Source organism: Subdoligranulum sp. APC924/74 (assembly GCF_003324125.1).
In the GTDB taxonomy this organism is placed as follows: domain Bacteria; phylum Bacillota; class Clostridia; order Oscillospirales; family Ruminococcaceae; genus Gemmiger; species Gemmiger qucibialis.
Map to the genome: position 1 here is coordinate 1 of NZ_PSQF01000010.1, position 12,708 is coordinate 12,708.

Annotated in this window: 16 protein-coding genes; 7 read left to right on the forward strand and 9 right to left on the reverse strand. The window is 49.3% G+C overall.

Annotated features, from left to right (window positions below; translation table 11 throughout):
- Positions 1–165 precede the first annotated feature (165 nt).
- The 9 genes from C4885_RS04660 to C4885_RS04700 all read right to left on the reverse strand — a co-directional run bounded on the left by C4885_RS04660 (position 166) and on the right by C4885_RS04700 (position 8,475).
- Entirely contained in the window at positions 166–561 is a 396-nt protein-coding gene (locus C4885_RS04660; protein ID WP_005934733.1) for a recombinase family protein, read from the reverse strand.
- Positions 558–2,165, reverse strand: coding sequence for a recombinase family protein (locus C4885_RS04665; RefSeq protein WP_113999248.1), 1,608 nt, complete (start codon positions 2,163–2,165; stop codon positions 558–560). The genes C4885_RS04660 and C4885_RS04665 overlap by 4 nt, the downstream gene beginning before the upstream one ends.
- Positions 2,166–3,872: a recombinase family protein gene (locus C4885_RS04670; RefSeq protein ID WP_113999249.1), complete on the reverse strand. Its 1,707-nt coding sequence runs from the start codon at positions 3,870–3,872 to the stop codon at positions 2,166–2,168.
- Between the two features lie 15 nt (positions 3,873–3,887).
- A complete protein-coding gene (locus C4885_RS04675; protein WP_113999250.1) occupies positions 3,888–5,522 on the reverse strand; it encodes a recombinase family protein in 1,635 nt (544 codons plus the stop codon).
- Positions 5,523–5,736: 214 nt separating this feature from the next.
- Positions 5,737–5,979, reverse strand: coding sequence for a DUF6870 family protein (locus C4885_RS04680; RefSeq protein WP_006573495.1), 243 nt, complete (start codon positions 5,977–5,979; stop codon positions 5,737–5,739).
- A 511-nt stretch (positions 5,980–6,490) separates the two neighbouring features.
- Positions 6,491–6,973 carry a hypothetical protein gene (locus C4885_RS04685; RefSeq protein WP_005934739.1) on the reverse strand — a complete coding sequence of 161 codons (483 nt, stop codon included), beginning with the start codon at positions 6,971–6,973 and terminating at the stop codon, positions 6,491–6,493.
- 208 nt (positions 6,974–7,181) lie between these two features.
- Positions 7,182–7,424 (reverse strand): hypothetical protein, encoded by a 243-nt coding sequence (locus C4885_RS04690; protein ID WP_005934741.1) that lies wholly within the window; start codon positions 7,422–7,424, stop codon positions 7,182–7,184.
- The gene (locus tag C4885_RS04695; RefSeq protein ID WP_008816141.1) at positions 7,424–8,152 is read right to left on the reverse strand and encodes an ImmA/IrrE family metallo-endopeptidase; all 729 of its coding nucleotides are present in this window, start codon (positions 8,150–8,152) and stop codon (positions 7,424–7,426) included. The genes C4885_RS04690 and C4885_RS04695 overlap by 1 nt, the downstream gene beginning before the upstream one ends.
- Complete coding sequence (locus C4885_RS04700; protein WP_033119693.1) at positions 8,149–8,475, reverse strand: hypothetical protein; 327 nt, start codon at positions 8,473–8,475, stop codon at positions 8,149–8,151. Before C4885_RS04700 ends, C4885_RS04695 begins: the two co-directional genes overlap by 4 nt.
- Before the next feature lie 203 nt (positions 8,476–8,678).
- Here C4885_RS04700 and C4885_RS04705 point away from each other — a divergent pair, with 203 nt between their 5' ends.
- From C4885_RS04705 to C4885_RS04735, 7 genes are all read left to right on the forward strand, one after another.
- On the forward strand, positions 8,679–9,107 hold the full coding sequence (locus C4885_RS04705; protein ID WP_005934745.1) for a helix-turn-helix domain-containing protein: 429 nt from the start codon (positions 8,679–8,681) through the stop codon (positions 9,105–9,107).
- 140 nt (positions 9,108–9,247) lie between these two features.
- Positions 9,248–9,712: an ImmA/IrrE family metallo-endopeptidase gene (locus C4885_RS04710; RefSeq protein WP_223385148.1), complete on the forward strand. Its 465-nt coding sequence runs from the start codon at positions 9,248–9,250 to the stop codon at positions 9,710–9,712.
- 24 nt (positions 9,713–9,736) lie between these two features.
- Positions 9,737–10,561: a hypothetical protein gene (locus tag C4885_RS04715; protein ID WP_113999251.1), complete on the forward strand. Its 825-nt coding sequence runs from the start codon at positions 9,737–9,739 to the stop codon at positions 10,559–10,561.
- A gap of 33 nt (positions 10,562–10,594) precedes the next feature.
- Entirely contained in the window at positions 10,595–10,903 is a 309-nt protein-coding gene (locus C4885_RS04720; protein WP_006573501.1) for a hypothetical protein, read from the forward strand.
- A 120-nt stretch (positions 10,904–11,023) separates the two neighbouring features.
- Positions 11,024–11,755, forward strand: a complete 732-nt coding sequence (locus C4885_RS04725) for a hypothetical protein (protein ID WP_006573502.1) — start codon at positions 11,024–11,026, stop codon at positions 11,753–11,755.
- Positions 11,748–12,227, forward strand: coding sequence for a flavodoxin (locus C4885_RS04730; protein WP_006573503.1), 480 nt, complete (start codon positions 11,748–11,750; stop codon positions 12,225–12,227). The genes C4885_RS04725 and C4885_RS04730 overlap by 8 nt, the downstream gene beginning before the upstream one ends.
- Before the next feature lie 34 nt (positions 12,228–12,261).
- A complete protein-coding gene (locus C4885_RS04735) occupies positions 12,262–12,681 on the forward strand; it encodes a nuclear transport factor 2 family protein (protein ID WP_006573504.1) in 420 nt (139 codons plus the stop codon).
- The last annotated feature ends 27 nt before the right edge of the window (positions 12,682–12,708 follow it).

Sequence of the window (12,708 nt, forward strand, 5' to 3'; positions counted from 1 at the left end):
CGGACACCTTTCTGTGGGAAAATCATTTCCGTGTACATTCCCACTTGCAGGTAGTTTCGCCCTAACCTCGACATATCTTCTTGTGTCAAGTAGGGACTAAAAAAATTTTGAGAATTTACAAGCCGTTCATAGGTGGACAACCACCCGTGAACGGCTTGCGTTTCTCTATGCTCTTTTGCCGTTCTTTGTGCGACGTTTCTTATACGCCGCTTCAAACGCCTCCATCATCGGAGTGACCGGAAGCTCGTTGTCAGGCTTGGACAGATACTCGAACCGGATGCCGTTCTCCCGGAACTTTCGCTCAAACCTCATGAAAGAGGAAGTGTCCCGGCTGATTCGCGAGGTGTCGCGGGTGAGGATCGTACCGATGTCCTGACGCTTTGCTTCATTCAGCAGGAAGTTCATGATACCTTCCGTATGGACGCCGGAGATGCCGTCTGCCGCCACAGCAGCAGCCACCTCATAGCCTTTGTCCTTCGCATAGCGTTCCAGCTCTTCCCGCTGGTCTGCTGCCGCAAGCTGATCCGCACAGGCAACGCGGATATAAAGAAATACTTTCATTTGGTTTCTCCTTCTGAGGTAGTGAGGAAGTCCTTGACCTTCCAGACGATTTCTATGTTGTCAAGATCGTAAATGTAGACCGCAGAAATGAATGCGTGGGTCAGCTCATAGGTCAGAGCTTTGCAGTCGGCGTACTGTTCGCAGACCGCATCCAGCTTTTCATCTGAACAGGCGGTCTCGGAGTCAAGCTCCTTCATCCGCTCGTGACTGCGCTGGATTGCTCCATCGTTTTCAGCAATCTTCACATCCGCTGCCGCCTTCTGCTGAATGTACGCCTCCTTCGTGATTCTTCCGGCTGCATACTTCTCGTAGAGCCTCAGCTTGGACGCCTTGTGCTGCTCGTTCTGCTTTTGCAGAGTGCGGATTTTATCAGCACATTCCTTGATGGCAGATTTCCGCAGATCACCGACTTCGCGGTTCTGTATTGCTTCCTTCTGTGCCAAAGCAAGAAACTGAGTAAGGGCATGGAAGACAACCTTCTCAATATCCATTTCCGGAAAGCTCCTGCCAACCGGACAGTCTGTGTTTCCGTTGTTGACCGAGTGAATGCACTGGAAGTATCGAATGCCAGCCTTGTTCTTTCGGCGTGTCATAGCACGTTTACAGTTACCGCAGCGGACGAGTCCCTTGAGCGGATAGTCATGCTGCTTGCGCGTGGGATTCCGTCCTCCGCCTCGAATGACCTTCTGAGCAAGCTCAAAGTCTTCCTTGCTGATAATAGCTTCATGCGTTCCTTCTACGATAATCGGCTCATTGACAACACGCTTTTTTGAGCCGACACCGCAGGACTTCATTTTGCGGCTGACCAGTGTTCCGGTGTAAACAAGGTTCTTGAGAATGTTATAGACCATCACGGTTTCCCAACTGATTTTCTCGCTCATGTTACTGAACTTCTTCTTGTCGGGATGCTTGCTCTTGAAGTATTGCCCCGGCGTCGGGATGCCTTCATCATTCAGGCTGCGGGCGATCTGAGAGGTGTTGCTGCCTTCCAGCGCCTCGCGGAAAATACGACGGATCACATCAGCCGCCTCCGGGTCTACGGCAAGTTTGTTCCGAATGGTGGGATGCAGGACGTAGCCGTATGGGGCGTAGCCACCGACATACTTGCCCTGCTTCATCATCTGGATTTTTGCCGATGTGGTCTTTACGGAAAGGTCTTTGCTGTATGCGGCGTAGATGATGCTGCGCATAACCACTTCCAGACCGCCCGTTGTGCCTTTGTAATCGTCGCTGTCATAGCCGTCGTTGATGGAAATAAAGCGGACGCCCATGAATGGAAAAGTGCATTCCAGATAGTTCCCCGTTTCAATGTAGTCACGAGAAAAGCGGGAAAAGTCTTTGACGCAGATCAGATCGATTTCGCCGCGCTTGACCTTCTCCATCATCTGCGTGAACTGAGGACGGTGAAAGTTCGTGCCGGTATAACCGTCATCCGCAAACTCAGACCGCTGACAGTGAGACAACTCCGGATGATTGTCGAGAAAGCGATTGATGAGCATACGCTGGTTGCCGATGCTGTCACTTTCCGCCTTGCTGCCATAGCCGGTATCTTCATCAGCCATTGAGAGGCGGATGTAGATGCCGATGTTGTATTCCTTGCTCATTTACATCGCCTCCTGTACTTCCTTGATACTCTGAACGGTCAGAGCGTAAATATCGCCGTATTTCATGACCAGCTCGATTGAGCCGTCCTCATGGACTTTCACAAGCTCTACGGACTCGTCAACTAACTCCTGAGAGAGTTTTGCTGCGCCGCTGGCAGATTTCATCAGCGTGAGCCACTTATTGTCCTCGGACATTGCCTCGGCAAACTTTACCTTCCGCTGAACCGCTTCATCCAACCGCCGTGAAAGATCGACATACTGCTCATCGTAGGCTTTCTTGGCAAAGGCGTATTCCTCTTCATCGAGAACGCCTTCCGTGAAGTCCTCATAGAGACGGGTACGCTTCTTGGAAATACCGCTGAGTTTCAGATTCAGGCTTGTAATGAGCGCATTCTGCTGATCTCGGATGCTGCGTTCACCTTCGCTGTTTCTCAGTTTGGCAAGCAGCTTGTCGTAATTGAGAGCCGCCTTGACTTGAAGCTGAATCGCCGCAAGCACATCGGCTTCGAGTTTGTCCTGCCGCGTATAGTGTGGCGTACAGAGATTGCCGCGCTTGACGGATGAACTGCACTCATAGAAGGCGTACCATGCGCCGTCCTTGCGCTTGTCAACGCGCTTGCGATGGAAGTAGAGCTTTTTGCCGCAGTCTGCGCAGACGATTTTGCCTTCAAAGAGATTGATCAGCGTAGCGCGGATTTCTTCCGTGCGCTCCATCTTCTCAACCCTTGTCCTTGCAGCAGCGTTCCGCATTTCTCGTACCTTCTGGAAGTCCTCACGGGAGATAATCGCCTCGTGAGTATTGGGAAAAACAATCCATTCCTCACGGTCAATGTGCTGATTCTTGACGCCCTTGTAGATGGCGTTCAGCGTCCGTCCGAGAACGGTATCTCCGACGTAATGGGGATTATCCAGAATGGTAGTCAGTGAAGACTTGTTCCAAATCTTCTTTGCCGTAGCATTGCCTGTGCGGACGCCGACCTGATACTTCTGAAACTCCGGATTGGGCGCGTTCATTGCATCAAGCCGGTCTGCAATCGCAGGAAGGGACAGTCCTTCAATTTTCCATTGGAAAATCTTCCGGACAATCGGTGCGGTTTCTTCATCGAAAACCATATTGCTGTGTTCTTCATCCCAGCGATAACCATACGGGAGATTGCGCTTCTTGAACTCTCCACTTTCCATCTGTGCTTTGAGCGCAGTAGAAACCTTGCGGGAGATGTCCTTCGAGTAAAGGGTGTTGATCATGTTTTGCAGAGGGATAATGAGGCTTTCGCCGGAGCCGTCCGTATCAAAGTTGTCGTAGTTCTCTTTGATGGCGATAAACCGAAGCCCGATCTGCGGAAAGACCCGTTCCAGATAGGTTCCAGCCTCGATGTAGTCACGCCCGAACCGGCTGAGATCACGAACTACAAGGCACTTGATCCTGCCGGTGCGGATGTCGTTCATCAGCCGGTTGAACTCCGGTCTATCAAAAACCGTTCCTGTTCGTCCGTTGTCCACATAGGTATCTATCAGATTCAGGTAGGGACGCTCTGCAATGTAGGACTTGCAAATCTCAATCTGATTTGCGATGACATCCACCTTTTCGGACTTGCCGCTGTTTTCAACGGAAAGACGGGCATAGATGGCTGTTGAGAAGACCTCGGAAGAAACACATTCGATAACCGGCTCTTCGACTGCAATTTGCTTTCTGCTTTTTCTTGCCATTTGCTCATCCCTCCTTTATACGGCAATATCCAGTTCATCGGCATAGCCGAGAACGTATTCAATCGTCTGCTGGTATTCGTCCCTGTATTTGAAGACGATTTCGATTGCATGGTTTTCGTGAATCAGAATGCGGTCAACAAGGGACATCAGCACACGGCGGTTCAGTTCTTCGACGTTTTCATACTGCTTGAAAAGCGTTACCCAGTTCCGTTCGGTCGTGCCGGTTGTCACCGTCTGCTTCATTTCTTTTTTGACCCGCAGAAGTGCCTCCTGTTTGTCCTCAATGATTTTGGTGTAGCTGCTGCGGAACTCGAAGTATTCCGATTTATCAATGACGCCGCCGATGAAGTTCTCGTAAAGCCCCAGCTTGAGCTTTTGGTACCGTTCAATCTCTTCCTCGATTTTGGCGATCTGAGCTTCGTAATTGAAAGCCTTACGGCTCTGAGGCGGAAGCCGTTCTATCATCGCAAGCGCGTGTTCCAGATTGATGACAAGCTCGATCTGGTCATGAATGGCACGGAAGACCTTCTCTTCAACCTCTTTTGCGGCGATGCTGTGCGGGCTGCACGTCCGGGTGTGCTTATTGGTGGAGCAGACGTAGTAGATATACTTTTTCGTCTTCGACGGGACGGTCTTGCGGATCATTGGCTGCTGACAGTCTCCGCAGAACAGGAAGCCGGAAAACAGATGCGCTTCGTCCTGATCGGGCGAACAGCGCATATCCCGCTGCATCATGACCTTGACTGCCATGAAGTCCTCGTAGGACACAAGAGCTTCATGCGCATTTTCTACCTTGACCCACTCGGATTCATCCTTGCTTTTCACAACGCGGACTTTGTAGTTGGGAGTGCCGCGCTTGCCTTGCGCCAGAACGCCGATATAAACCTCGTTGGTGAGAATACGCTGGACGGCTTTGTATGTCCATTTTGCGGTATCGCCGGTTTTGAAGACGGTATCGAACTTTACACCGGCGGAATGCTTGTATTCCATTGGGGACAGGACGCCCATCTGGTTCAGACGCTTTGCAATGCGCCCAATGGAGAAGCCGTCCTTGTACATGGAAAAGATCATCTGCACATATTCGCTGACCGCTTCATCCACGATGAGCTGGTTTTTGTTCTCCGGCGATTTCATGTAGCCGTAAGGGGCGAACGAACCGACGAACTCACCGCTCTTCTGCTTGACTTCCAGACTGCTTCGGATTTTCATGGAGATGTCCTTGCAGTAAGAATCGTTAATCAAGTTTTTGAACGGGATAACAAAGGAGTCGGACTGCGGATCACCGGTCAGACTGTCATACGCATCATTGATTGCGATGAAACGTATGCCGAGCTGCGGGAATATCTTCTCAATGTAACGTCCGCCGTCGATGTAGTTTCTTGAGAAGCGGCTGAGATCCTTGACTACAATGCAGTCAAGCGCACCCTTGCGGATTGCCTCTTCCAGCTTTTTGAACTGAGGACGATTGAAGGAAACGCCGCTGTAACCGTCATCCACAAACGGCTCACAGACAAGCTCCAAATCCTCATGTCTTGCGATATAGTCCTCGCAGATGGCTCTCTGGCTGGCGATGGAGTTGCTTTCTACTTTGTCTCCATCCTCACGGGACAGACGGCAGTAGATCGCCGTGCGGTAAACCTTGTCTGGCATAAAAATAACCTCCGTTTTTCTGTTTGGTGTGGTACATCAAATCAGAAAGACGAAGGCTTGCTTCAACTCTTATGAAGAGGAACACGAAAACGCCACATGACCATCAAGGCAAGCGGCTTAATCCGTATTCTTCTTTTTTTGACCGATTAAATTATACCACAGGCTCAATCGCTTGTCCATAGAACCGGGCGAAAAGATTCAGACTGTTCATAAATCAAAGACCTCTCAGATAGTGTTCCAGACAATCTTCCATTGTCGTATCCGTCTCGGTGAAGCTGATCTTCACCACAGTTTTTCCGTCCAGATAACAATAGGGATTTCTGATCTGCTTAATGAACTCCCTCAGCCTGTCCTCTCGCGGTGCCGCAGGATCAAGCCGGATGCTGCTTCTCTGAACGAGTGTGCTTCGGTCAACCGTTTTCGGGCTGACATTTTTCATTGTTTCAATGCCCATCATATTCTAAGCACCTCCTGTTTCGTGAAAATATTCAGGACAAAAGGATATGGCAGAGCATCTTGTGAAGATACCCTGCCACATAGTTTTCATCCTGAAACTATATAGTAAGTTTCTTTTGGGTTTGTTTCATTGTCCGGCATATTTGCAGCACGCGCCCCTGCCAGAAGAACTTTGCAGTTCCGGGAATGCTGCGGACTACCAATGGTCAATCGGTATCATGGGACTCTCACCCCTCCGAGGATCGCTCCGAGCCGCCCATTCAAAGAAAAGACGGAAGTATCATTATACCCGGCATCTGCATCGTCGCAAGCAGCCGCACCACACGACTGTTATAGCTCTCCGGAGGTCGCTCACTCCCTTTCGGGAGGTCTTGGCGTCGGAAGCTGTGTTGCTTCGCAGAAGCGGAAAGATCCGCAGCACTGAACTATTCAGTTTTCAAGGAGCAGTGAAGTGGTCTGATTGACCCTTTCACTTTACAACGGACATCTTTTTGCCGTTTGTTGAGTACCGCTCAAAAAATTCTTTGAAATTTTTTCTGCACCGCTGCTTTGAGGTCAAATGCAGCTCTGATGCCGATGCCTTTCCTTCGGGCAAACTCTCGAAGAGTCAGTCCTTCACGGGTCATCGCAAGATACAATTCGCGCTGCTTCTCGGTCAGAATGGAAAGAAGCTCCTTCTCTTTGAGGGCGGTAATCAGTTCCTCCATGCAGTCGCGGGAGTCTGCCAGCCATGCAGCGGACTTCACATCGTCCTCCGGCATAGCGTCAAGGGACAGCACGGTATCAGAAATTTTCTCTGCGCCGTCCTCATCCTCAGAGGTGTTGTCAGAGCCATACGAGCGTCTGATCCGCTTTTCCTCTGCGCGAAGGATTCTCATAACCTTGCGGTCAACCTCGGAAACTTCGCCGGTTCGTTTCACGCGCACCATGCACTTGCCGTCCTCCGTAGTCCAGAGGTCGTAATCGAAGGCGATAGGGGTCTTAGGGATTTTCATTGTTCATCCTTTCCGCTGCGCGGGAGCAGCGGGAAGGGTGAAGACAGAAAAAGAGCCGCATGACGGTGAGGTTTGAATCCCATGCCGATAAAACAGAGCAATTAAACTCTGTCTCATGCGGCATTAGGATGACTTCACCTATCAGGCGGCTCCACAGCTCAGCTATGACATATATTTTATTTTAGAACAGAGGCTTGTCCTCCGGTTTTTACTTGGTACGCGGTCGCAGTCTTCTCATATTCAGCACATCAAAGACTGTGATCCGCCCGCATTTCTTGCACTTGGATTCTACATGACCTCTCGTGTCCTCGTAGACAGCAATGGCATTATGCTGACAATAGGGACATTTCAGGTATCGGGGCTTTTGCTGGGAAATGGCAACTCTTGCCCTGCGGATTTTTTCGATCAGCTCCGGCGTCGGTTCCTGAACCCGAATGGATGCTCTCTTCATTACCACACCTCCAATGGGTCAACATACTCACTGAATGGACGATCTACCATGTAGCCGAGCTGACGAAGGCGGATAGAAGCCGTTGTCTTGGAGACACCGAACAACCGGCAGAAAAGGCGCAGCGTTAAGTGATCACCATACGAATACCTCCCCTCGTAATTGATCAGCGGCGTTTCTGCAAACCGACGCATTGCCAGGTCAACCTCTTTTTGAGGAAGCAGGATCGCCGCGCCCAAGACATTTGCTTGCCACTCGTTCCAGTCCTCGCGGGTTTTCAGCTCTCGCGGCGTATAGGCTGTCCGTGCGGAATATTTCATTTCGCAGGAAGCCTTTACCTCTTCCGATTCCAGTTGGAAGAGAATCTGATGGGCGCACTCGTGGGCAAGGGTAAATCTGCGCTTGGCGCAGAGCCGCTGCACGTTGCCGGATCGAATGAAGCTCTCGTCCAAGATGACCTGATTACGCTTCAAAGCCAGTGTGCGCGTAATACCAAGTTCCGTGATCTTGTACTCAGTGTCGGCATAGGCAGTGACACCGCAGATGCTTCCATCCGGCGAGAGACGGGCGAATGATACGCGAAGACCGAGATAATTCTTTGCAAACTGATCAATGGGTGTTGGCAAAGCTGATCGGTCGGGCTTGTCCGCCTCATCCCCGAAAAAGAACCGATTGAAGTCCTTTGTTGTTGAGGCTGCAATTTCTTCAAGTTGGCGCTGGGATAAAATCATGAGCAGTTGTCCTCCTTTGCTTCGACAAACCACTTGTCTCCTTCGTGAAAAAGAAATGACTCCTTTCCGCGAATCTGAACTGTGTAACGGATGCCTCCGCCCCCAACCTTCTTGGATGTGGCGCGGCATTTGTAAAGAATCTGGTCGATTTGAAAGATTACACCGTTGTCCCACCAGATAAGGCGAGGGAGGATTGCCCCCTCCTTGTCCACATCCAGCGTAACCGAGACGTATGCTTTTCTGTACTGTGTAGCCATTTCTGTTTTTCTCACTCCTGTTCCCTCATACCGGTGTATGCCGGTACGGATGATCTTCGGCAGCATAAATGCCTGTCCATTTGAACTGCTCAAAAGATGTAACTTTTTCGTGTACAACTACTCATGCCCCTTGACAGGATGAGCAATTCAGGATATACTATGAGTAGTTGGATTGCTCAGTCATTATTATACGCACTTCAAGTGCCTTTGTCAATAGACTTGCGCAATTTGATGTCGCAAACTTTTTGTGAACAGGAGTGATTACCAAAATGACGTTTGGAGAGAAATTCAAGGCTGAACGGGAGAAGCGGAAGCTGACCCAGCAGGAAGTAGCCGATGCACTAGGGATCAACAGGCGTATGATTACCCGGTACGAGAACGGCATTTCCTTTCCCCGTACCAAGGACGCTTACAGAAAAATCGCGGAATACTTCAAGGTGGATGTGAACTATCTGCTGACCGAGGACGAAGAGTTTGTGGTTCAGGCATCCGAGCAGTACGGCTCCCGTGGCATGAAACAGGCAAAAGACCTGATTGAAGGGATGTCCGGTTTGTTTGCGGGCGGTACGCTGTCCGAGCAGGACAAGGATGCGGTGATGAAGGCGTTGCAGGATATATATTGGGAATCCAAAGCCCGGAATGTTGAGAAATACACGCCGAAGAAATACAAGAAGACCGGTACGGACGCAGAGGAATAACTGTCTACGTCTCGGTTTCTTGACGGATTTACTTTGACTGTTTTCAACATGAAAGGGGTGAAGGTCCCGTGATAATTCGCTCCGAGGAAATATACAAAAAGGCGAACAGCATTGTCAAAAGCTGTGGAACAAGAGATACCTTGAAGATTGCCCGTGAGCTGGGCATTCATCTCCATTTTCTTGACAATCTGAACGATCTGCTCGGAATGTACACCTACCGCCATAAAGAGCGGCATATTCTTCTGAACTCCAACATGGAGTATCTGATCATGCAAATGGTTTGCGGTCACGAGATCGGGCATGATACCTTTCACCGTGATCTTGCCAAAGGAAACGAACCGCTCCCGGAGTTCGTGCTGTTCGATATGCGCACAAAACACGAATATGAGGCGAATGCGTTTGCCTCACACCTGATCATTGACGATGATGAGCTGATTGACCTGATGAAGCAGGACTACGATGTGGTGCAGCTCTCGGCTGCAATGGGAACAAACATCAACCTGATGCTGATCAAGCTCAACGAACTGAACCGCATGGGCTGGCAGCTCAACTTGCCTTATGTACCGCACTCTGACTTCCTGAAAAATGTCAGACCGGAGGGCTGAATGAGGATGAAGGATAGCAATTAGATGAACAACAACGACTATAAAGAAGCCTTTTTCTATGCCGCTTCCATCTTTAACGAACGCTTGGGAACGGAGTTCGGAGTGGACAATCTTGTGCTGCGCTGCTTTCAGACGGAAAACCAGCAGGAAGTCTTTGAGCAGTTCTGCAAGCAGTATTTCCCGGATCGCCTGACAGATCAATATAAAGAGGACGGCTATTTTGACTTTCACGCTTCCGCTTTCGTTGGCAAAGAAGATGGCGTGGACGGGATCCTGCTGCGGACAGACATAGCGCGTCATCCGGCAGAGTTGAAGCACATTCTTCTGCATGAGCTGGCGCATATCTTCTGCACCCGCAACGAGCTTGGCGGAGACAACTTCTATGAACGATATTGCATGGACGATACCATCAGCCGCGAAGAGGACGGAACCATTAACGCCGGATATGCGGTCTGGCGGGAACTCGCGGCGGAGCTGATTGCATTTGAGCTGGATGACAACTGCGACGTAGTTCCGCTCCGACGCAAGAAAGACCTTCTCAGCTATTACGAAGGAGAACTCCTGACCGGCAACGGGAAAATGGGCGTCAGCATGATTCTCTGCGAGGCGATGACCAGTGCTGAGGGCGAGGCGTCTATGACATGGGACGCTGCCAAAAGCAAGTTTACGCGGTTCAAGCCCTTTGATGATCCACTGTACAAGGACTTGCTGGAACTGGTTTTTACACACGTTAGAGAATACTTTATCGTGATCGACCGCGACTTTATCTATGAAATTGGAGTTTTGTATCTAAGCATTGCCGCACAAGCGATGATTGCGTCCCTAAAGAACAGATTTCAGGAAGAATAGACAGAACGATAGAGAGAAAGGACGGGCAATGATATGAAATATAAGCTGTTTCGCTCCCCCGGTGATCTGGACAAGGCGGTCCGGAAGCACGAACTGGTTGCCGTGGAGACCGGCAAAAGCATTGATGATGTGGCAGATGCGCTTATCCGTGCCGTTCGGGATGATCTTGCGGAAATGCCGGAGTATGCGCACTGCGAGACTGCCGCCTATGTACCGGAACCGGTTAAGTCGTTTCGCAGGGTGAGGCGTTACCGGTATGAGATGATGGGTATTGTCTACCCGAAGTACGCCGAAGAGAACGTCCTGATTGACTACGGAATTATCGAGGAAGAAGAGGTATGAGCAATGAGTAATATCATTGAGACCCGCAGGAATCTAAAGAACGTATCCTAAAACATCTGCAATCACGTCTGCCTAACGCGACCAAAATGCAGCTTGAGAAAATCATAAAGGGGTAACGCAATGGACGATATTATCTTTGAGAAGGATTACCGGGAAACCGAGTCTGCCGAATACGATAAATGGTGCGATGAGGTGTTTGACCGCGCAGTTAATTGTGGTATGCTGAAAGCGTACTCCGAAGCAATGGACAAGATACCAAAGATCATTGTACCGGAGGACAAGAAGAACTACGAGTATCTTCTGGAACGCTGTGATGCGTTTGTCAAGCAACACCGCGGGTATATCAAGGGAATCGTGGACTATCATCGTTGGCACGCGGAAATCAATATGTTTCTTCCGTTTGCGGAGTTCGATGACTCAGAAGACCTTGCATTTTTGAAAGAAATTGCAGAAAAATCGCAAACCGTCTGCTTCTCCCCGGACGAAGAAGGTGGCATTCGCGTTCATATTTTTATCAACTACTTTGAAGAATTGATGTCAGCCGAACACAAGTCATACATCGAATACGATGCTATTATGCAGGACAAGAAACTATCTGAGTTACTTGGCATACCGGAGCTTTCTGACGAGGAAAAAGAACTCGCCCTGAAAATGAAGGGCATACTTGACCGCATTGATGAGGAAACAAGGATTGACCGTACCACGGCTTTTCGAGCCGTGCTTGATAAGATGACAAAAGAGCCGGAAGAAAACTGGTCGCTTCATTATATGGCAACATTGCTGGAAGCTCTGCTATACTTCATGCTGAATGAAGGAAATGAAAAGATTGATGAGGAAGAACACAATGAGTAATAAACTTGTAGCATATTTTTCTGCGTCCGGCGTGACTGCAAAGGTAGCCGAGACGCTGGCTGAGGCAATCGGCGCGGACATCTTTGAGATTGAGCCGAAGGTGCCTTACACGGAAGCTGATCTGAACTGGATGGAAAAGAACGCCCGCAGCACGATTGAAATGAACGATCCCGCTTCACGACCGGAAATTGCCGTGAAGCGGGACAACATGAAGGACTACGATACAATCTTTGTGGGCTTCCCAATCTGGTGGTACGTTGCGCCGACGATTATCAATACGTTCCTTGAGAGTTATGACCTGAGCGGCAAAACGATCATCCCGTTTGCAACCTCCGGCGGAAGCGGCATTGGCAAGACGAACGAACGCCTTGCGCCGAGCTGCAAAGGCGCAAAGCTGATGGACGGCAAAGTTTTCAAGGGCAACGTCGGGCATCAGGAGCTTGCGGCGTGGGTTGAAGGACTTGGACTTTAAGGGGCAGACAAATCGGAAGTTGTGGAGGTGCTTTATGAACGAGAGAGAAAAAATTATCCGATTATGGTTTGATATGTGGATTAAGAAAGCAGATTTAGGAATTGACAATATTTTTACAGATGATGTTGTATATACTGAGAGTTGGAGTCCTAAATATGAAAACCGCAAAACGGTAAAGCACTGGTTTGACGAATGGAATACACGCGGAAGTGTTCTTGTCTGGGAGATTAAGCAATTTTTTCATCAAGGCAATCAAACAATCGTGGAGTGGTATTTTAAAAACAAAATGAATAATGGAAATGTTGAAGAATTTGACGGAATATCTTTAATTGTATGGACACAGGATAACAAAATAAAATCATTAAAAGAGTTTGGTTGCAATCTTCATAATTACAATCCATATCGAGATAGTGATATTCCCGTATTTCGAGAAGAAAAAGCAAATTGGTTTTGAGAGGACTATAAATTCCAGTTTAACGAA

Excerpts from the sequence above, each read along its gene's own strand:
- C4885_RS04730 (WP_006573503.1), top strand. The coding sequence starts at position 11,748 with ATGAGTAATAAACTTGTAGCATATTTTTCTGCGTCCGGCGTGACTGCA.
- C4885_RS04670 (WP_113999249.1), bottom strand. The coding sequence starts at position 3,872 with ATGGCAAGAAAAAGCAGAAAGCAAATTGCAGTCGAAGAGCCGGTTATC.
- C4885_RS04695 (WP_008816141.1), bottom strand. The coding sequence starts at position 8,152 with ATGATTTTATCCCAGCGCCAACTTGAAGAAATTGCAGCCTCAACAACA.
- C4885_RS04715 (WP_113999251.1), top strand. The coding sequence starts at position 9,737 with ATGAACAACAACGACTATAAAGAAGCCTTTTTCTATGCCGCTTCCATC.
- C4885_RS04735 (WP_006573504.1), top strand. The coding sequence starts at position 12,262 with ATGAACGAGAGAGAAAAAATTATCCGATTATGGTTTGATATGTGGATT.
- C4885_RS04705 (WP_005934745.1), top strand. The coding sequence starts at position 8,679 with ATGACGTTTGGAGAGAAATTCAAGGCTGAACGGGAGAAGCGGAAGCTG.
- C4885_RS04660 (WP_005934733.1), bottom strand. The coding sequence starts at position 561 with ATGAAAGTATTTCTTTATATCCGCGTTGCCTGTGCGGATCAGCTTGCG.
- C4885_RS04665 (WP_113999248.1), bottom strand. The coding sequence starts at position 2,165 with ATGAGCAAGGAATACAACATCGGCATCTACATCCGCCTCTCAATGGCT.
- C4885_RS04700 (WP_033119693.1), bottom strand. The coding sequence starts at position 8,475 with ATGCTGCCGAAGATCATCCGTACCGGCATACACCGGTATGAGGGAACA.
- C4885_RS04690 (WP_005934741.1), bottom strand. The coding sequence starts at position 7,424 with ATGAAGAGAGCATCCATTCGGGTTCAGGAACCGACGCCGGAGCTGATC.
- C4885_RS04725 (WP_006573502.1), top strand. The coding sequence starts at position 11,024 with ATGGACGATATTATCTTTGAGAAGGATTACCGGGAAACCGAGTCTGCC.
- C4885_RS04685 (WP_005934739.1), bottom strand. The coding sequence starts at position 6,973 with ATGAAAATCCCTAAGACCCCTATCGCCTTCGATTACGACCTCTGGACT.
- C4885_RS04675 (WP_113999250.1), bottom strand. The coding sequence starts at position 5,522 with ATGCCAGACAAGGTTTACCGCACGGCGATCTACTGCCGTCTGTCCCGT.
- C4885_RS04680 (WP_006573495.1), bottom strand. The coding sequence starts at position 5,979 with ATGATGGGCATTGAAACAATGAAAAATGTCAGCCCGAAAACGGTTGAC.
- C4885_RS04720 (WP_006573501.1), top strand. The coding sequence starts at position 10,595 with ATGAAATATAAGCTGTTTCGCTCCCCCGGTGATCTGGACAAGGCGGTC.